Origin of the sequence: Pseudomonas sp. AM14(2022), assembly GCF_036346455.1 — a bacterium.
GTDB lineage: Bacteria > Pseudomonadota > Gammaproteobacteria > Pseudomonadales > Pseudomonadaceae > Aquipseudomonas > Aquipseudomonas putida_A.
The window spans coordinates 560,945-579,693 of the sequence record NZ_JAOTNY010000002.1 but is presented as its reverse complement, the minus strand read 5'-3'; the positions used below and the strand labels follow the sequence as shown (position 1 = coordinate 579,693).

The 18,749-nt window shown below is 60.9% G+C and carries 19 protein-coding genes; 10 read left to right on the top strand and 9 right to left on the bottom strand.

Features of this window, described 5'->3' with window-relative positions; genetic code table 11:
* The first annotated feature begins 61 nt into the window (after positions 1 to 61).
* Entirely contained in the window at positions 62 to 304 is a 243-nt protein-coding gene (locus V3W27_RS06155) for a DUF1652 domain-containing protein (RefSeq protein WP_097090319.1), read from the top strand.
* A gap of 4 nt (positions 305 to 308) precedes the next feature.
* Here V3W27_RS06155 and V3W27_RS06150 read toward each other — a convergent pair whose 3' ends face one another.
* On the bottom strand, positions 309 to 671 hold the full coding sequence (locus V3W27_RS06150; protein ID WP_096796396.1) for an NUDIX hydrolase: 363 nt from the start codon (positions 669 to 671) through the stop codon (positions 309 to 311).
* Between the two features lie 222 nt (positions 672 to 893).
* Here V3W27_RS06150 and V3W27_RS06145 point away from each other — a divergent pair, with 222 nt between their 5' ends.
* A complete protein-coding gene (locus V3W27_RS06145) occupies positions 894 to 1,091 on the top strand; it encodes a DUF2188 domain-containing protein (RefSeq protein WP_330206191.1) in 198 nt (65 codons plus the stop codon).
* A 62-nt stretch (positions 1,092 to 1,153) separates the two neighbouring features.
* On the opposite strand, the gene V3W27_RS06140 is transcribed toward V3W27_RS06145, so the two are convergent.
* Positions 1,154 to 1,393, bottom strand: a complete 240-nt coding sequence (locus tag V3W27_RS06140) for a hypothetical protein (protein ID WP_027612987.1) — start codon at positions 1,391 to 1,393, stop codon at positions 1,154 to 1,156.
* 185 nt (positions 1,394 to 1,578) lie between these two features.
* Between V3W27_RS06140 and V3W27_RS06135 the strand changes: the two genes are divergently transcribed.
* Together V3W27_RS06135 and V3W27_RS06130 are read left to right on the top strand one after the other, a co-directional pair.
* Positions 1,579 to 1,914, top strand: coding sequence for a hypothetical protein (locus V3W27_RS06135; RefSeq protein ID WP_003225912.1), 336 nt, complete (start codon positions 1,579 to 1,581; stop codon positions 1,912 to 1,914).
* A gap of 184 nt (positions 1,915 to 2,098) precedes the next feature.
* On the top strand, positions 2,099 to 2,704 hold the full coding sequence (locus V3W27_RS06130) for a DUF6338 family protein (protein WP_097090321.1): 606 nt from the start codon (positions 2,099 to 2,101) through the stop codon (positions 2,702 to 2,704).
* Positions 2,705 to 2,895: 191 nt separating this feature from the next.
* On the opposite strand, the gene V3W27_RS06125 is transcribed toward V3W27_RS06130, so the two are convergent.
* The gene (locus V3W27_RS06125) at positions 2,896 to 3,780 is read right to left on the bottom strand and encodes a LysR substrate-binding domain-containing protein (protein WP_247268949.1); all 885 of its coding nucleotides are present in this window, start codon (positions 3,778 to 3,780) and stop codon (positions 2,896 to 2,898) included.
* A gap of 159 nt (positions 3,781 to 3,939) precedes the next feature.
* Here V3W27_RS06125 and ydiJ point away from each other — a divergent pair, with 159 nt between their 5' ends.
* Positions 3,940 to 6,966: a D-2-hydroxyglutarate dehydrogenase YdiJ gene (gene ydiJ, locus V3W27_RS06120; protein ID WP_330206264.1), complete on the top strand. Its 3,027-nt coding sequence runs from the start codon at positions 3,940 to 3,942 to the stop codon at positions 6,964 to 6,966.
* Here the strand turns inward: ydiJ and V3W27_RS06115 are convergent.
* Both V3W27_RS06115 and V3W27_RS06110 read right to left on the bottom strand, forming a co-directional pair.
* Positions 6,899 to 7,588 carry a paraquat-inducible protein A gene (locus V3W27_RS06115; protein ID WP_103368616.1) on the bottom strand — a complete coding sequence of 230 codons (690 nt, stop codon included), beginning with the start codon at positions 7,586 to 7,588 and terminating at the stop codon, positions 6,899 to 6,901. The genes ydiJ and V3W27_RS06115 overlap by 68 nt on opposite strands.
* Complete coding sequence (locus V3W27_RS06110) at positions 7,585 to 8,181, bottom strand: paraquat-inducible protein A (RefSeq protein WP_003225887.1); 597 nt, start codon at positions 8,179 to 8,181, stop codon at positions 7,585 to 7,587. Before V3W27_RS06110 ends, V3W27_RS06115 begins: the two co-directional genes overlap by 4 nt.
* Before the next feature lie 179 nt (positions 8,182 to 8,360).
* On the opposite strand from V3W27_RS06110, the gene V3W27_RS06105 reads away from it, so the two are divergent.
* Positions 8,361 to 9,530: a DUF1624 domain-containing protein gene (locus V3W27_RS06105; RefSeq protein WP_330206190.1), complete on the top strand. Its 1,170-nt coding sequence runs from the start codon at positions 8,361 to 8,363 to the stop codon at positions 9,528 to 9,530.
* Between the two features lie 3 nt (positions 9,531 to 9,533).
* Here the strand turns inward: V3W27_RS06105 and V3W27_RS06100 are convergent, their stop codons facing one another.
* The gene (locus V3W27_RS06100) at positions 9,534 to 10,430 is read right to left on the bottom strand and encodes a LysR family transcriptional regulator (RefSeq protein ID WP_330206189.1); all 897 of its coding nucleotides are present in this window, start codon (positions 10,428 to 10,430) and stop codon (positions 9,534 to 9,536) included.
* Positions 10,431 to 10,532: 102 nt separating this feature from the next.
* On the opposite strand from V3W27_RS06100, the gene V3W27_RS06095 reads away from it, so the two are divergent.
* The gene (locus V3W27_RS06095; RefSeq protein ID WP_330206188.1) at positions 10,533 to 12,077 is read left to right on the top strand and encodes an MFS transporter; all 1,545 of its coding nucleotides are present in this window, start codon (positions 10,533 to 10,535) and stop codon (positions 12,075 to 12,077) included.
* Positions 12,078 to 12,209: 132 nt separating this feature from the next.
* On the opposite strand, the gene V3W27_RS06090 is transcribed toward V3W27_RS06095, so the two are convergent.
* Positions 12,210 to 13,601 carry an aldehyde dehydrogenase family protein gene (locus V3W27_RS06090; protein ID WP_330206187.1) on the bottom strand — a complete coding sequence of 464 codons (1,392 nt, stop codon included), beginning with the start codon at positions 13,599 to 13,601 and terminating at the stop codon, positions 12,210 to 12,212.
* A 103-nt stretch (positions 13,602 to 13,704) separates the two neighbouring features.
* On the opposite strand from V3W27_RS06090, the gene ptrR reads away from it, so the two are divergent.
* Positions 13,705 to 14,583: a putrescine utilization regulator PtrR gene (gene ptrR / locus V3W27_RS06085; RefSeq protein WP_097090372.1), complete on the top strand. Its 879-nt coding sequence runs from the start codon at positions 13,705 to 13,707 to the stop codon at positions 14,581 to 14,583.
* A gap of 83 nt (positions 14,584 to 14,666) precedes the next feature.
* Positions 14,667 to 15,329 carry a M24 family metallopeptidase gene (locus V3W27_RS06080; protein WP_285373803.1) on the top strand — a complete coding sequence of 221 codons (663 nt, stop codon included), beginning with the start codon at positions 14,667 to 14,669 and terminating at the stop codon, positions 15,327 to 15,329.
* Positions 15,330 to 15,332: 3 nt separating this feature from the next.
* On the opposite strand, the gene V3W27_RS06075 is transcribed toward V3W27_RS06080, so the two are convergent.
* Together V3W27_RS06075 and V3W27_RS06070 are read right to left on the bottom strand one after the other, a co-directional pair.
* The gene (locus tag V3W27_RS06075) at positions 15,333 to 15,956 is read right to left on the bottom strand and encodes a glutathione S-transferase family protein (RefSeq protein ID WP_097090328.1); all 624 of its coding nucleotides are present in this window, start codon (positions 15,954 to 15,956) and stop codon (positions 15,333 to 15,335) included.
* A 104-nt stretch (positions 15,957 to 16,060) separates the two neighbouring features.
* On the bottom strand, positions 16,061 to 17,476 hold the full coding sequence (locus tag V3W27_RS06070) for a purine-cytosine permease family protein (protein WP_330206186.1): 1,416 nt from the start codon (positions 17,474 to 17,476) through the stop codon (positions 16,061 to 16,063).
* Between the two features lie 361 nt (positions 17,477 to 17,837).
* Here V3W27_RS06070 and V3W27_RS06065 point away from each other — a divergent pair, with 361 nt between their 5' ends.
* Complete coding sequence (locus tag V3W27_RS06065) at positions 17,838 to 18,749, top strand: LysR family transcriptional regulator (RefSeq protein ID WP_095136462.1); 912 nt, start codon at positions 17,838 to 17,840, stop codon at positions 18,747 to 18,749.

Below are 18,749 nucleotides of genomic sequence, written 5' to 3'. Positions count from 1 at the left end.
TATTGATCGCTCATCTATGCTGAATCGGTCGACCGACTCATCGCCTGCGAGGCGTGCGCCCATGTTAGCCATTGCCGACATCTGCCGGATTGTCGAATCCGGCTTTCCGTCGCTTGAATGCGAATGCACACAAGTGGAGCAGGGGCTGCTGCGGATCAAGGTGTATGAGCCTGAGTCCGGGCGAGTCGAGTTGTTGCTCAATGGTGTGTCGCCGGAACATCTGGTGACGATCCGCGATCTGTCCAACTTCATTGGTGAGTTGCGCACGGAAATGAGCGCCGGGCGCCGGGCATTCGCCGGGTGATACCTTACAAGCGCCGTTGAAACGCCTGCACGATACGTAACGTCGCCTCGCTGGTGGGTAGATTCTGCACCGCGTCCAGCGGATGCCAGATACATTCGGTGATCTCGTTTTGCGGGCGCAACTGCTCAAGATCGAGCACCGACGCCTCGTAGACATGATGCTGGGTGCTGCCGCTGTGCAGTTCCATCAGATACAACATCTGCTCGGCATCCAGTGCCGTTTCTTCCTGCAGCTCGCGCGTCGCCGCCCCGGCTTTGGTTTCCCCAGGCTCGACCTTGCCGCCGGGCAATGTCCAACGGCAGCGGGGTTTGCGCACCAGGAGAACGTGTCGATCCTGCTCGCAAATAACGGTGGCGCGTACTTTCATCTGTTACCTGTTTACTGCGTGTCACATAAATGAAATAAAACTGCAATATTCGAGCCGGGCCCGGATTCAAAGGTTCCCTTGGGGTTTTGAGTGTTTGGCCTGGCTGAAAGTGCCAGAGCCTTGGCGCATCGCGATGGCGACACCCGGTCGGCACAACTGCGGCATCCGGGTGTAAGTTAAAAAGGCAGAGCTGACTCCACCGTCGGCAAAAAGGAGGTACCCATGAGCATTCCGGTCTTGAACAAAATGCACATGAACGGCTACGACGTACTCAGCGTGAACAACGGCCCGTGGCGGGTTTGTACTCAAGGCGATCGGCTTGCGTCGTTCGGTAGCAGAGAGGAAGCGCTGGCCTATGCCGCTGCGTTGCCGGGTTACAGAAAACGCTCGGTGCGAGCGCGAAGTCACACTGCAAATTGAAGCAAATGTAACGAAAGAGCCCCGGTGATTGCCGGGGCTTTTGTTGGGGGCAGGGGGTGGTATCAGTGGACTTTGGTCCGGCTGATGGAGCGCGTCTTCACTTCCCTGGCATACAGCTGCAGGCGTTCCTCATCACTTTGCAGCACCTCGCAGGACCTGAGTACCGCCTGGGCATCCGCTTCATTGCCGCTCTTGCGCAGCTGTTCGGCGATGCGTTTGAGGTCGACCGCCGACCATCTCAGATCCGATGCAACGGCTTGCAGGTCGCGCTGAAGTTCGTGTTCGTATTCATTGAGCCGCATGATCACCTCCGGAACATTCTCGGTAGAACAGAGTAGTCGCATTTTTCTTCGATGATGCGCAGCTCGTCTGCCACCGGGCTGCATGCATGTAAATATTTGTCCAAATGCCCTTGTAGCGCGGCGTCGGGATGGATGTACAACCGGTTACACGTTACATTCGCTTTTTTTCAGATCAGGGAAACACCATGCGGATATGGATCGGGAGTTTGGCGTTGGCATTGCTGGCGGGTTGCTCATTGCCAGCATCGCTGGTTCCGGGCGAGCCAAATCTCAGCAAAACCACCACCAAAGCGCCTAAAGACTATGCCGCGTGCTTGTTGCCGTTGTGGCAGCAGGACATTCCGAAGACCACGCAGACGTCCATTTCCAACGGCTACCGGATCAAGGCGCCGAGCCTCGTCACCGCCGACGAGATTCTCGACATCATCAAATACAAGGACGGCAGCCGCGTTTCCCTGTATCAGGGACCGCCATGGGCCAAGTCCGGGTCGTTGCGCAAATCGGTGCGTGACTGCCTGTAAAGCCCAGCCTCCGCTGCAAAAGCCAGCCCCACAAAAAGCAGAAACCGGATCAATGGTTTCTGCTTTTTTTTGCTTTGCGAAATGCGCTGTGACAGATCGGCACGAGGCGTATCCCCAGTGTGCGCTAGGCTTTTGAGTGCCGCCCGGTAACCGGAGGGGCATGCCTTTCAAGGAGCCACGGATCATGGATGATCTGGTCAAAGAAGTTATTCCGTTGTTGCAGTATCTGATTCCCGGATTTGTTTCTACCTGGATTTTCTACACGCTCACTTCATTCAAACGGCCTGATACGTTTGGGCAGATTGTGCAGGCGTTGATCTTTACGTTTGTGATTCATGGGGTGGTGTTGGGGATCGGCGCTATTGGTCTATGGGTAGGCTCGAAAGGCTTTTCTGTAGGAAAGTGGGATGGCAAATCCCAGGCCGTGTGGGCGTTCATGGTCTCAATGGCGCTCGGCTTGTTGTCGTGTGCTCTGGCGTCGAATGACAAATTGCACAAATGGTTACGAAGTAAAAATGTAACGAATAAAAACTCATATCCCAGCGAGTGGTACAGCACCTTTGCCCGCCACAATCGCCTGGTAACGCTGCATTTGACGGATGAAAGGCGATTGTTCGGCTGGCCCGTCGAGTGGCCTTCCGGCCCGCTGGAGGGGCAGTTCATCATGCTGAATCCAGGCTGGCTGGGGGAGGATGGCGTGGCGTTGCCTTTTGGCGCCGAACTATTGGTGATAGATTCCTCGAAAGTCCAGTGGGTCGAATTCAGTTCTGTCGAAGAGGTTTCATCATGAGCGCAAAAGAGCCTACTCCCATGCCGCCCAGCGTCAGGCGCCTGTTTTATGGCCCGGATGGCAAGCTGCTGGCCAAGCCCCTCGTCAAGGGGCCGAGTGCGCCGCCACCGCTAAAGCGCCAGTACCGGGATTGACTGAACGCCGCTCATCGAACGGCGTTTCGTTATGTTTTGCATTTGTGGGGGCTGCGGTCAGAGCGTATCCACCAACCAGTCCCTGAACGCTTTCAGTGACGGCAACGCCTCATTACGCGGCGGATACACCAGGTAGTAGCTGCGGCGGCTGGTGATCGGCTCCCCCAGTTGCAGCAGCTCGCCGTTAAGCAATTCATCCTCCACCAGAATCCGTGGCACCAGCCCCACGCCAATATTCGTCCGCACCGCCTGAATCAGGTGCGAGGTCATTTCAAAGCTCGGCCCGATGCGCATGCTGCGGTGGGGCAAACCATGATGCGTGAACCATTCCGCCCAGGCCTGGGCATTGCTGCTGACATTGAGCAGTAACTGCCCGGCGATGTGCTGTTCGGCTTCGTCGCGTTCGGCCAATGACAACTGCGCACTGGCAATCACCACCAGCTCTTCAGTGTGCAGGGGCAGGGCGCTCAGCCCCGGCCAATCCCCCGCACCGACGCAGATCGCCGCATCGATCTCGCTGGTGTCGAAGTCGATCGCTTCGATGCGCGAATGCAAGTGCACGGTCATGCCGGGATGTGCGGTGTAGAAGTCCTTGAGTCGCGGCAGCAGCCATTTCGAGCCGAAGGTCGGCAGCGTCGCCAGACGCAAACTATGAATGCCGGAACCGAACGCCATGGCCTGCAACGTCGCGCTGCGGATCTGCCCGAGGGCTTCGGCCAGTTCGCGCTGATACATGCGCCCGACATCGGTCAGCACCACTTGCCGGCCCTCGCGACTGAACAGGCGCATGCCGAGCATCTTTTCCAGAATCTGCACCTGACGGCTGACCGCGCTTTGCGTCAGCGACAGTTCGTGGGCAGCGCGGGTGTAGCTTTCATGGCGTGCGGCAGCCTCAAAGGCCAGCAACAACGACATGGAAGGGGTGAGGGTTCGCGGATTCATTCGTTTTAGTCATGGATTACGGGTCGATTTTACGTTTGTCCCGATAGCGCCAAGCAATGAACATAAACACCATGAGATGGCGGGAGCGTGACGCAATCATTCCTTGCGCACAACTGTTCACCGCCACACGGCCCGATTTTGACCGAGATTTCCCGACCGATGATTGCCCAGCTGTCGCCCGCCACTGCATTGACCGCCGATTACCAGCAATTCCTCAAAGCCTTGAAGGCCAGCGGTTTTCGTGGCGAGATCAGTGCCGATTACGCCAGCCGCGTAGTGCTGGCCACCGATAACTCGATCTACCAGCGTCTGCCGCAAGCGGCGGTGTTTCCGATGGATGCGGAGGATGTGGCGCGGGTCGCTCGGCTGATCGCCGAGCCGGCTTATCAGCAAGTGGTGATCACTCCGCGTGGCGGTGGCACCGGCACCAATGGCCAGTCGCTGACCGATGGCATCGTCGTCGATCTGTCGCGGCACATGAACCGTATTCTGCAAATCAACGTCGAGCAGCGCTGGGTGCGGGTGCAGGCCGGGGTGGTCAAGGATCAGCTCAACGCCGCACTGAAATCCGCCGGGCTGTTTTTCGCCCCGGAGCTGTCGACCTCCAACCGCGCCACCGTCGGCGGCATGATCAACACCGACGCCAGCGGCCAGGGCAGTTGCACCTACGGCAAGACCCGCGACCATGTGCTGGAACTCGACATGGTCCTGCGCGGCGGCGAACGCCTGCACGGCGCAGCGCTGGCGGAAGACGAACTGACAGCGCTGTGCGCCCGTGAAGATCGCGTCGGTGAAGTCTACCGCTGTGCACGGCAGATCATTGACGAGCAGGGCGAGCTGATCAAACAGCGTTTCCCCGATCTCAACCGCTGCCTGACCGGCTACGACCTGGCGCACCTGCGCGAGGCCGACAACCGCTTCAACCTCAACAGCGTGCTGTGCGGCGCCGAAGGCTCGCTGGGGTTTGTGGTTGAGGCGAAGCTCAACGTACTGCCGATCCCCAAACACACGATGCTGGTGAACATTCGCTACGCCGGGTTCATGGATGCGTTGCGCGATGCCCGGGCGCTGATGGCGCTCAAGCCGCTGTCGATTGAAACCGTGGATTCCAAGGTGTTGCTGCTGGCGATGCAGGACATCGTCTGGCACGGCGTCGCCGAATACTTCCCGGAAAGCGCCGAGCGCCCGACACTGGGGATCAACCTGGTGGAGTTCTGCGGTGACGATCCCGAGGATCTGCAGCGCCGGGTCGAAGCCTTCCTCGAACACTTGAGCAGCGACACCACCGTCGAACGCCTCGGCCATACCCTGGCGGTCGGCCAGGCGGCAGTGAACAAGGTTTATGGCATGCGCAAACGCGCAGTCGGCCTTCTCGGTAACGTTGCCGGCGAAGCGCGGCCGCAGCCGTTTGTCGAAGACACCGCAGTGCCGCCGCAGCACCTGGCCGAGTACATCGCCGAACTGCGCGAACTGCTCGACAGCCACGGTTTGCAGTACGGCATGTTCGGCCACGTCGATGCCGGTGTGTTGCACGTACGGCCGATTCTCGACATGAAGGATCCGCAGCAAGCGGCGCTGGTGCGTCCGGTGTCCGACGGCGTTGCGGCGCTGACCCAGCGTTACGGCGGCCTGTTGTGGGGCGAGCACGGCAAAGGCCTGCGCTCGGAATACGCGCCGGCATTTTTCGGTGAACTCTACCCGGCGTTGCAAGCGTTGAAAGCCGCGTTCGACCCGTTCAACCAGTTCAACCCGGGCAAGATCGCCACCCCGGCCAATACCGGTGCGGCGTTGCTGAAAATCGACGAAGTGACCCTGCGCGGCGAACTCGACCGGCAAATCGACGAAAAGGTCTGGCAGAGCTACGGCGCAGCCATGCATTGCAACGGCAACGGCGCCTGCTACAACTTCGATCCCGACGACGCCATGTGCCCATCGTGGAAAGCCACCCGCGAGCGTGCGCAATCGCCCAAGGGTCGCGCATCGCTGATCCGCGAATGGCTGCGTTTGCAGGGCGAGGCAGGGGTGGATGTGCTGTCGGAGGCGATCCGTCGTCCGGCATTTTTCCGCAACCTGTGGACACGCTGGCGCAACAGCCGCGCGCAGGATGCAGACTTTTCCCATGAGGTGTATGACGCCATGGCCGGTTGCCTGGCGTGCAAATCCTGCGCGGGACAGTGCCCGGTCAAGGTCAACGTGCCGGAATTCCGTTCGCGTTTCCTTGAGCTGTATCACAGCCGTTATCTGCGCCCGGCGCGGGATTATCTGATTGCCTCGCTGGAGTACAGCATTCCGTACATGGCGCGGATTCCGGCGCTGTACAACGGTTTGATGGGCGCAACCTTTGTGCGCAAACAGTTGGAGCGTCTTGGCGGCATGGTCGATGTGCCGTTGCTCAGTCGCTTTGATTTCCACGCTGCGCTGCGCCGTTGGAAGGTGCAGCCGGCGACGGTTTCCACGCTGTCGGCGCTGACCCCGGCCCAGCGCGAACGCAGTGTGGTGTTGGTGCAGGACGCCTTCACTCGTTACTTCGAGGCGCCGCTGCTGGCGGATCTGCTGGAGTTGATTTCACGACTTGGCTATCAGGTGTATCTGGCACCGTTCAGTGCCAACGGCAAGCCGCTGCATGTGCAGGGCTTCCTCTCGGCGTTCAACCGCGCGGCGTTGCGCAATGCCTGGCAACTGCGCGAGCTGGCGGACGTTGGCGTACCGCTGCTGGGGCTGGATCCGGCGATGACGCTGGTCTATCGCCAGGAATACCTGAAAGTGCCCGGCATGGACCAATGCCCGGAAGTCGCGCTGGTGCAGGAATGGTTGCTCAAGGTGATGCCGGAGCAGGCCGCTGCCGACGCGGCCCGGTCATTCCGTCTGCTGGCGCACTGCACCGAGAAAACCAACGCGCCGGCCGCCACCCGCCAGTGGGAGCAAGTGTTCGAGCGAGTCGGGTTGAAACTGGCGACGCAGGCCACCGGTTGCTGCGGCATGTCCGGCACCTACGGCCATGAAGCGCGCAACCGCGAAACTTCGGCGGTGATCTACGCGCAATCGTGGGCGCGGCAGGTCGAGGCCCCGGCGGAGCAGGGCGAAGCACTGGCCACCGGGTATTCGTGCCGCAGTCAGGTCAAGCGCCAGTCGGATCGGGCACTGCGCCATCCGTTGCAGGTGCTGCTTGAGGTGGTGCGTCGCTGAGCGGTTCGTCGTCCGGGGCGTTGTCCCAGATCAGCCGTGGGTCGAAACTCATCGCCGAGAGCATGGTGAACACCACCACCATGCCGAAAAACAGGATGCCCGGGCGTGGCTCGATATCGCCCAGCGCCTGGAACTTCACCAGCGCCGCGACCAGGGCGACCACCAGCACGTCGAGCATCGACCAGTAGCCGATCAGCTCGACGAAACGGTACAGCTTCGAACGCTCACGGCGCGCCCAGTCGCTGCCCCGCTGCACGGTGATCAGCAGCAGCGACAGGGCGACGAATTTGATCCCCGGCACCGCGATGCTGGCGATGAAAATGATCAGCGCGATGTCCCACGCGCCGCCCTCCCAGAACTCCAGCACGCCGCTCATGATCGTGCTGTCGGCGCCGTTGCCGAGCATCACCGTGTTCATCACCGGCAGTAGATTGGCCGGCACGTAAAACGCCAACGCGGCGAACAGATAGGCCCAGGTGCGCGTCAGGGAGTTGGTCTTGCGCCGATGCAGCGGCGCATCGCAGCGCGGGCACTCGTGCGGCTCGTCGGTCATGTCACAGGCCAGCCCACAGCTGTGGCACAGGCACAGATTCAGTTCGCTGGCGGTCGCGGGTCGCTTCATAGAATGTCCCACAGATCACGAATGTCACGGCCGGCAATGCGGATCATCATCAGGCTCAGCACCGCCAGGGCAAACAGGCCGATGCCCGGTAGCACATCGAGCAGCCCGGCCAGTTTGAACACCGCCACCATCGCCCCCAGCAGACACACTTCGAGCATGCTCCAAGGGCGCAGGGTTTCCAGCCAGCGCATGCACAGCTTGAAGCCCGGCGCCCGGCGCGATGACAAGGCGAAACTCAGCACCCAGATCAACAGCACCAGTTGAAACGCCGGGGCGATGATGATCGAAATCGCCGCGACCATCGCCATGAAGGTGATCGGCCCCTGACTCAGCGCCAGTACCGAATCCCACAGCGTCGCGCTGTTCTTCAGGCCCTTCATGCTGATGCTCATCACCGGATAGAAATTGGCGAACAGCCACAGCATCGCCGCAGTGAAACTCAGGGCCAGCCGCTGCTCGACGGTCAAGCCGTTGTAGCGCTGCAGCACGCCGCCGCACCGCACGCAGAGGGTTTTCTGGTGTTTGCCGAGCACGACCTTTTCGTACACGCAGTCGCAATGCTCGCAGATGATCAAGTGTTCGGTTGAGGTCATGGGCAACGCTCGACAGCTGGCGCAAAGGGCAGGGGGCGCCTGATCACTATAGAAGCCTGACGTGATTGGGCAAATGTCGTTTGGCTTGGGAATCGACTTTTTATGTTATAGAGTAACGCCATTTTTTGGCGGGACGTGCAGTTGCGACCCCGATTCATTGACTCGATGGCGAAATGTCCATGACGATTACGTGTGCCCGTTCCAACCCGCCCCCGACCGGCCGTTTGCTGTCCATTGATGCGTTACGAGGTCTGGTGATCCTGTTCATGCTGCTGGATCACGTACGCGAGACGTTTCTGCTGCACCGTCAGGTGTCCGACCCGATGGACATCGCCAACACCGAGCCGGCGTTGTTTTTCAGTCGCACGTTGGCGCATCTGTGCGCACCGGTGTTCGTGTTGCTGACCGGATTGTCTGCGTGGCTGTTCGGCGAGAAGTACGCGGGCAAGGCCGATGTCAGTGCCTTCCTGTTCAAGCGTGGGCTGTTTCTGGTGGTGCTGGAATTCACCTTGGTGAATTTTGCATGGACGTTTCAGTTGCCGCCGAGCGTGATCTATCTGCAGGTGATCTGGGCGATTGGCTTGAGCATGATCGCGTTGTCGCTGCTGGTCTGGTTGCCGCGCTGGCTGTTGCTGACGTTGAGTCTGGCGATCATTGCCGGGCATAACCTGCTGGACGGGCTGCATTTCGCGCCGGAGTCAGCACTGCATGTGCCATGGGCGATCCTGCATGATCGGGGCTGGATCGAGGTCGGTGACAGTCTGCGCTTGCGCACTTCGTATCCGCTGTTGCCGTGGATCGGCGTGATCGGTCTGGGTTATGCGCTGGGCCCGTGGTTTGCCCGTGCGGCCGACGCCGGAGTTCGTCAGCAGTGCCTGTTGCTGGCTGGTATCGCCGGACTGCTGGGTTTCGTCGGGCTGCGGTTGCTCAACGGATACGGCGAAAAGCCTTGGGCGGTCGAAGACACGACCGTGCAAACGTTGATGGCGTTTTTCAACATCACCAAGTACCCGCCATCGCTGCTGTTCATCAGCCTGACGGTGAGCGTCGGATTGCTGTTGTTGCTGCTGTTCGAACGGCTGCAGACGCGCCGCTGGATTCGCTGGCTGACGGTCTTCGGTTCGGCACCGATGTTCTTTTATCTGTTGCACCTGTACGTGCTGAAGGTGCTGTATCTGATTGCCGTGGCGCTGTTCGGCCTTAACCACGGTAGCTATTTCGGCTTCGATTCAGTCGCGGCGATCTGGCTGGTGTCGGTGCTGCTGGCGGTTGCGCTGTACCCGGCGGTGCGCTGGTTTTCCGCGCTGAAATCGCGGCGCCGCGATATTGCCTGGCTGAAATATCTGTAAGCCCTAGTGACCACTGCGCTCGCGCGCGAAGTCGATAAAAGCCTTGAGCGGCGCCGGTACGTGGCGCCGGCTCGGGTAGTACAGATGCAGGCCCGGATAGTAGGGGCACCAGTCGGCCAACAGCTGAATCAGACGCCCCGATGCCAAGTGTTCGCTGACCATGTCATCGAACACATACGCCAATCCCAGGCCTTGCAGTGCAGGGCCGACCATCAAGCTGACGTCGCCCAGGGTCAGCGGGCCGTTGACCTCGATTTCCTGGGCAATGCCATCGCGTTCGAATTCCCAGCGATACAGGGCGCCACTGGGGTAGCGGTGGCGCAGGCACGGCAAGTCGTGCAGATCTTCGGGTTTTTGCGGCGCAGGATGGCGTTCAAGGAATGCCGGCGAAGCCACCACCACCGAACGCATCGCCGGGCCAATCGGCAGCGAGACCATGTCGGCCTCCAGTCGATCGCCAAAGCGCACGCCTGCATCAAATCCGCCGGCGACGATATCCAGCAACGCTTCGCTTTCGACCACCTCCATGCGAATGTCCGGATACGTCTGCAGAAACTCGCTGGCAATCGGCAGCAATACCAGCTCGCACGCCTGGCGTCCGCAAGTGATGCGCAGGTTGCCGGTGGGTTTGTCGCGAAAATGGTTGAGGTCTTCCAGTGCATCGTCAATGTCGCGGAACGCCGGTTTCAGGCGCGCGTAAAAGCGCTCACCGGCCTCGGTCAACGCCACGCTGCGGGTGGTGCGATTGAACAGACGCACACCGAGGCGATTCTCCAGAGCCTTTACCGAATGGCTCAGGGCTGACGGGGTGAGCCCGAGTTCGACGGCGGCCTTGCTGAAATTCAAGTGCTGCGCCGTACAGAGAAATACGCAAAGGTCTGCCGCTGAGGGTGATTTCATCTGTGAATGCCTTTCACAAAGTCATGCAAAATTGCTGGGATTATCGCATCAATCTAACGGCCTTAAAGTCGCAGCCTGGCCATTTCTTTAAAGGATGAATGCATGACAACGGTCTCTCATCAACCAGGCGCGCGTAACAAGCTGCTGATCCTCGCGGCCGTGTGCCTGTCGGCATTGGTACTGCCCTTGAGTTTTACCGGTGGCGCGGTGGCGACGCCCGCCATTGGCCGTGATCTGGGCGGCAGCCCCGTGGCCCTGACCTGGATCACCAATGCGTTCATGTTGTCATTCGGCAGTTTGCTGATGGCGGCGGGAGCGTTGGCCGACGTCTATGGGCGTAAACGCCTGTTCAGCTTCGGCATGTTGCTGTTCACCGCAGCATCGATTGCGCAGAGCCTGGCACCGTCGGTGTACTGGCTGGATGGGCTGCGTGCGGTGCAGGGCGTGGCCGGTGCTGCGGCGTTGGCCAGCGGTTCAGCGTCGCTGGCGCAGGAATTCGAAGGCCATGCGCGGACCCGCGCGTACAGCGTACTCGGCACCACATTCGGCATCGGTCTGGCTTTCGGACCGCTGCTGGCCGGCGCGTTGATCGAGGCGTTCAACTGGCGGGCGATTTTTGTTATCACCGCGCTGATCGGCGTGATCGCCATGGTCTTCGGCCTGCCCCGCATGCGCGAAAGCCGCAACCCGGATGCCACGGGACTGGATTGGCCGGGTACGATCACCTTCAGCACGATGCTGGCGCTGTTCACCTTCGGCGTGATTCAGGCGCCGGAAAGCGGTTGGGGCAGCCCGCTGGTGGGCGGTCTGCTGGGCGCTTCGGCATTGTTGCTGGGGTTGTTCGTGATGATCGAAAGGCGCGTCAAACATCCGATGCTCGATCTGACCCTGTTGCGTTTTCCGCGCTTCATCGGCGTGCAGATGCTGCCGATCGGCACCTGTTTTTGCTACATCGTGCTGGTGGTGATGTTGCCATTGCGCTTTATCGGCGTGGAAGGCTTGAGCGAAATCGATGCCGGCCTGCTGTTGCTGGCGCTGTCGGCGCCCATGCTGGTGGTACCGATGCTGGCGGCGTCGCTGACCCGGTTTGTCTCGGCGGGAATCCTGTCGGGGATCGGTTTTCTGATCGCTGCGGTGGGCTTGCACGGGTTGAGCCTGTACAACGTCGGCGAGCCAAAATCCGCCTTGGTCATTGCGACGTTGTTGATCGGGATTGGCACCGGTTTGCCGTGGGGCTTGATGGATGGTCTGTCGGTCAGCGTCGTACCGAAAGAGCGCGCGGGGATGGCGGCGGGGATCTTCAATACCGTGCGCGTGGCGGGTGAGGGTATTGCGCTGGCGGTGGTGGGCGCAGTGCTGACTTCGCTGCTGCATACCGATCTGACGGGGGCAGTGGCAGGCAGTGTCGATGCGGCGTTGATTGCCGAGACCGCGCACTGGGTCACCACGGGGGACATGGCGCATGCGCTCAACACGCTTCCTGGGTTGACCAAAGAGCGTCTGGTGCAGGGTTATGCCACGGCGTTTCAGTACCTGCTGCACGTCCTGACCGGGATCACTCTAGCTTCGGCGGCAGTGGTGCTTGGGCTGTTGAGCAAGGATCGGGCGGTTACGCAGCCGCAAAAAACAGCGCCCGACTTGCTATAGCGGTGTGTGCGGAATTTTCGAGTGTGGGAGCGGGCTTGCTCGCGAAGGCGTCAGGTCAGTCACTATCAATGCTGAACATGCCGGCCCCTTCGTGAGCAAGCCCACTCCCACCAGTGCGTGTTGGAGTCCTGATTATTTACGATCCAGCCACACCGTCTGCGCGTTGCAGAACTCGCGCACGCCGAAGTGCGAGAGCTCGCGACCGAAACCGCTTTTCTTCACGCCACCGAAGGTCACGCGCGGGTCGCTGGCGGAGTAGCCGTTGATGAACACGCCTCCGGTGTCCAGTTCGCTGGTCAGTTGCTGGGCCAGCGCGACGTTGGCGGTGTAGATCGTCGCGGTCAGGCCGAAGTCGCTGTCGTTGGCCAGGGCCACGGCGTGGGCGCAATCGCGGGCAGTGATGATCGATGCCACCGGGCCGAACAGTTCCTGTTTGAACGAGGTCATGCGGTCGGTGACATCGGCCAGCACGGTTGGCTCGTAGTAGTTGCCCGGGCCTTGCGTCTTACCGCCGCCGAGCAACAGGGTGGCGCCTTCTTCGAGGGTGTCGCGCACTTGCTGGTCGAGTTCGTCACGCAGATCGAAACGCGCCATCGGCCCGATGTAGGTGTCGGCGGACAGCGGATCGCCGACTTTCAATTGACGCGTGGCCTCGACGAATTTGCGGGTGAACTCTTCGACCACGCCTTCTTCGATGATCAGGCGCTTGGCCGCGGCGCAGACCTGGCCGGAGTTCTGGTAGCGACCGATGACGGCAGCCTGCACGGCCTCATCCAGATCCGCATCATTGAGCACGATGAACGGATCGGAACCGCCCAGTTCCAGCACGCACTTCTTCAGCGCGGCACCGGCCTGGGCACCGATGGCCATACCGGCACGGACGCTGCCGGTCAGGGTGACAGCGGCGATGCGCGAGTCGGCGATGGCGGTGGAAACACCTTCGGGGGTGACGTTGATCACTTCAAACACGCCGTCGGCGAAACCGGCGTTCTTGAACGCGTCGCGCAGCAGGTAGGCGCTGCCCATCACGTTTGGCGCGTGCTTGAGCACGTAGGTGTTGCCGGCGATCAGCGCCGGAACGGCACCGCGCAGCACTTGCCAGATCGGGAAGTTCCACGGCATCACCGCGAGGATCGGGCCGAGTGGTCGGTACTCGATGCGCGCCTTGCCGCCTTCAACCTGAGTCGGTTCGGCGTCGAGCATGGCCGGGCCGTTTTCCGCGTACCACTCACAAAGCTTGGCGCATTTCTCGATTTCGCCACGGGCCTGGGCGATGGGCTTGCCCATTTCCAGGGTGATCATGGTCGCCATGGCTTCGGCGCTGTCACGCAGGGCGCTGGCGAGGGCGGTCAGGGCGCGGGAGCGATCCTGCAGCGGCTTGCGTTTCCATTTCGAGAAACCGAACGCGGCGCGGGTCAGCGCAGCGTCGAGGGCTTCGGCGGATTCAAAGGCGTAGTGACCGATCTGCTCGCCGGTGGCGGGGTTGATCGAGATGGCGTGGGTCTGGCTGGAAATCTGGCTCATGGCTGGCTCCTGCGAGTTCAGTGGATGGGCCTAGAGTAGGGTGGCGTTTGTTTTCTGGAAACTGAATAATAAAGATCGTTTCTTTCACGATTGGAGAATGACTGTGGATCTGGTGCAGCTGGAAATCTTCAAGGCCGTTGCCGAGCACGGCAGCATCAGCGCTGCTGCGGCGCAGATTCATCGCGTGCCATCGAACCTGACCACGCGGATCAAACAGCTGGAGCAGGATCTGGGCGTCGATCTGTTCATTCGCGAGAAAAGTCGTTTGCGTCTGTCACCGGCTGGCTGGAGTTTTCTCGAATACGCGCGGCGCATTCTCGATCTGGTGCAGGAAGCGCGGGCCACGGTCGCTGGTGAAGAGCCGCAGGGCGCGTTTCCTCTCGGTTCGCTGGAAAGTACCGCCGCAGTGCGCATCCCCGAACTGCTCGCGGCGTACAACCAGTTGCATCCCAAGGTCGATCTGGATCTGTCGACCGGCCCGTCCGGGACAATGATCGACGGCGTACTCTCCGGACGATTGGCGGCGGCCTTCGTCGATGGCCCGGTGCTGCACCCGGCGCTGGAAGGTGTGCCGGCGTTCGAGGAAGAGATGGTCATCATCGCGCCGCTCAATCACCCCCCGGTGCGGCGCGCGGCGGATGTGAACGGCGAGAACATCTACGCGTTCCGCTCCAACTGCTCCTACCGGCATCACTTCGAAAAATGGTTCAGCACCGACGCTGCCGTACCGGGCAAGATTTTCGAGATGGAGTCCTACCACGGCATGCTCGCCTGCGTCAGCGCCGGGGCCGGGCTGGCGCTGATGCCGCGCAAGATGCTGCAGAGCATGCCTGGCAGCGCAACCGTGAGCGTGTGGCCGCTGGCGGCGGATTTTCGCTATCTGACCACTTGGCTGGTGTGGCGCCGGGGCACGGTGTCGCGCAGCTTGAGCATGTTCGTGCGTTTGCTGGAGGAGCGCGGGGTGGTGCGTGCGGAAGAGTAATTGACACGTTGTGTCATGACTGTATCTTGATCGGCGTTTCGCAATATAAAAAACTATACAGCGTAGCCATGAGGAACAAGCAAATGAGTGCAGCCCTGAGCGGAAAAGAAGCAGTCGGTGAGCGGTTTGTGCTGGAAACGATGCGTCATGCGCAGGGCCTGACCTGGAACGCCGTTGATGCCATCGCCAGGGTGATCAAGCCCGGCATGCGCGAGTCCGAAGCCCAGGAGCGGGGCAAGCAGATCCTCGCCGAACTGGGCATGGACCGCATCTGGCATCCGCTGCTGATTCGCTTCGGCGCCAATACGCTGAAGGCGTTCAAGGAGCGTTCCGAAGGCGATCCGGTGCTCGGTGACAACGATATTTTCTTCATTGACATGGGCGTGGTCTGGCAGGGGCACGAAGGCGATGCCGGCGCAACCTTCACCACCGGCTCCGATCCGGAAATGATCGCCTGCGCGGCGGCGTCCAAGGAGCTGTTCAAGCGTGTCGAGGCACTGTGGCGCCAAGGCGTGAGCGGTGTCGAACTTTATCGCTATGCCAGCGATCAGGCTGAAGCCATGGGCTGGAAACTCAATCTCGACATCAAGGGCCACCGCGTCAGCGATTTCCCTCACGCGATCCATCGCGGCGGCAATCTCGGCGATTTCGACCAGACGCCAAATGCCGGGGTGTGGATTCTGGAAATCCAGATCGCCCACCCGCAGCGACCGTTCGGCGCGTTTTATGAAGATCTGTTGATCTGATTGTCACGGCGTACCGTTTCTGCCGTACAGGCGAAAGCCTTCGCGTTGGCTCAGACGCTGGTAATACGCGCTGACGGCGGGATAGTCCGGATGCGCGAGCGGCGTTTCGAACCAGCGGTTGACTGACAGCCCGATGGGGATATCGGCGAGGGAAAACTGCTCGCCACTGACGTACGCGCCAGTCTTCTGCAACTGTTGATCGAGGATGCCCATGGTCTGCGACCACTGCTCGATGCCCTTGGCCAGAGCGGCGCTGTCCTGATAATTCGCTGACTGGCGCACCAGCGACATGAACGCATACGACCACGACCGGTTCAACTCCGAGGCCTGCCAGTCGATCCACTGATCGACCCGCGCACGAACTCGCGGCTCGGCGGGGTAGAGGTCAGCGCCGCCATAGTTGCCCGCCAGATAACGAATGATGGTGTTCGATTCCCACAGGGTGAAATCGCCGTCCTGAATCACCGGCACCATGGCGCAGGGGTTGAGGGCGAGAAACTCCGGGGTGTCGGTGGGTTTGAAGCCCGAGCCCCAATCCTCACGCTCGAACGGGATCTGCAGTTCAGCGCAGGTCCACAGCACTTTGCGCACGTTGATCGATGACGCCTTGCCCAGAATTCGCAGCATGAGTTTTCCCTGTCTCGTGGGTGCCTGTCGGGGCATCAAGAAATACCACACCACAACGCAGAAGGCCCGCGCATGGCGGGCCTTCTTTTTACATCGAATCAATCTCAGTGACTGCCCACCAGTTTTCCGCCCATCATCCGCCGCCGATAGGCGCTGTCACGACTGGCCAGCCAGAAGTACAGCGGCGAGGTCACCAGCAGCCCCACCAGCCACGACAGGTCGGCGCCGTTGATGTGCGCCGACACCGGGCCGACGTACAGCGGGGTGTTCATGAACGGGATCTGCACCGCAATGCCGATCGCATAGGCCAGCAACGCCTGCGGGTTGTAACGTCCGTAGATGCCACCGTCGACCTGGAAGATCGACTGGATGTCGTACTGGCCCTTGTGAATGGCGTAGAAGTCGATCAGGTTGATCGCGGTCCACGGCACCAGCACCACCAGCAGCACCAGCACCATGTCGACGAAGTGGCCGATGAAGTCCTTCGACGCGCCGACGGCGGCGAAGCAGCAGGCCAGCAGCACGATGATCGAGATCACCGCACGGCTCTTGGCGGTCGGAATCCAGCGATAGGCAAAGGTCTGCACCAGAGTGATCAGCGACAGCACCGCGCCGTACAGGTTGAGGGCGTTGTGGCTGATCACGCTGAGCAGGAACAGCACCAGCATCAGCGGGCCGATCGAGCCAGTGGCGAGCTTGACCGCATCCATGGTGTCCATGCCCACGGGTGTCGCGAGCACGGCGACGGCACCGAAGATGAACGCCAGACTTGAGCCCAGCGCCGAACCCAGATACGTGGTCCAGAATGTCGACGAGACTTTGACGTCCGCCGGCAAATAACGCGAATAATCGGACACGTACGGCGCAAACGCGATCTGCCACAGCGCGGCGAGCGACACGGTGGCGAGCCAGCCGGAGAGGTTGAAGCTGCCGCGGGTGAGGAAGTCGTTGGTTTGAATGTGGGTGAAGATGTAGCCGAAACCGACGACGATGCCGATCCCCAGCACCCAGGTGCCGATGCGGTTGAGCACGTGGATGAATCGGTAGCCGATGATGCCGATGATCCCCGACCCGAGAGCGCCGATGACGATGCCGACCGGGACCGGCACGCTGTCGACCACGCCGTGCAGCGACTTGCCGGCCAGCACGATGTTGGAGGCGAAAAAGCCGATGTACATGACCCCGGCAATCAGCACCACCAGCAGCGCGCCGAGCGAGCCGAACTGTGCGCGGCTCTGGATCATCTGTGGAATGCCCATCTGCGGGCCTTGCGCCGAGTGCAGCGCCATCAGCACGCCGCCGACCAGATGACCGACCAGAATCGCGACGATGCCCCAGACCAGATTCAAGTGGAACAACTGCACGCCCAGCGCGCCGGTGACGATGGGCAACGGCGCGATGTTGCCGCCGAACCACAGCGTGAACAGATCCCTGACCTTTCCGTGGCGATCTTCGGGGGGCACGTATCCTATCGTGTGTTTTTCAATGAGCGGCGCGGATGTTGTTGCAGAGGTGGACATGACGAACTCCAAGGCAAGGATGAGTACGTGGACGTACTTCGGTAAGCGCCGACACGGACGGCGCATTTCTTGTTGAAGCGATCATGTGCAAAGGCCCGGGATAGATAAATTAGTAAGTTTGTTGCTTCAGACCTTAAAAAATATATGCCCCGGGTCTGGGGGCTGTCCGGTATGTTCAACAGTGATCAATAACAAAAACTTTCAGAGGCGAACCCTTTCCTGTGGCGAGGGAGCTTGCTCCCGCTGGGCAGCGAAGCGGCCCCAAACGGCACCATTCCCCCGATATTGTGAGTGCTGCGCACTCAAGCGGGAGCAAGCTCCCTCACCACAAAAGCGTTGTCTCACTTGCAGAGGTTTTTATATGGCCGCCTACAACCTGCGCCAGCTCAAATACTTCGTCACCACCGCCGATTGCGGCAGCGTCGCCGAAGCCTCGCGCAAGCTCTACATCGCGCAACCGTCGGTCTCCACCGCGATCAAACATCTGGAAGAAAGCTTCGGCGTGCAGCTGTTCATCCGCCATCACGCCCAAGGCGTGTCGCTGACGCCCAGTGGTTCGCGTTTCTATCGCAAGGCGCTGGAATTGCTGCGAGTGGCGCATGAGTTCGAGCAGAACGCGCTGGCGGATAACGATGTGGTCTCCGGGCAGATCGATATCGGCTGTTTCGAAACCGTCGCGCCGCTGTACCTGCCGCGCCTGATCGCCGGGTTCAAGCAGCGCTGGCCGGGCGTGGAAATCCGCATTCGCGATGGCGAGCAACAGGAACTGGTGCAGGCGCTGACCGCCGGCAGCATCGACGTGGCGATGCTGTTTGAACATGACCTCGACACCACCATCGACACCACGCCGCTGATGCCGCCGCAGCAGCCTTACGCCTTGCTGCCGGCCGACCACCGCTTTGCGCAACAGGCTAAAGTCTCGCTGCACGATCTGGTGCTGGAGCCGATGATCCTGCTCGACGTGGTGCCCAGCCGCACCTACTTCGTGAGCATTTTCGAGGAGCGCGGACTGACCCCGCACATCGTCTTCAGCTCGCCGTCGATCGAGATGGTGCGCGGCATGGTCGGGCGTGGGTTCGGCTTTTCGATTCTGGTGACCCGACCGTTCGGCGAATACACCTACGACGGGCAGAAAGTGGTGTGCGTGCCGCTGGCGGAAACCGTGACCGGCTCGGGCTTGTCGGCAGCCTGGCTGCGTCGGGTGCAACTGACCAAACCGGTGCAGTTGTTCGTTGATCATTGCCGGGAGGAGTTGGCCCGACTGCACGCCTGA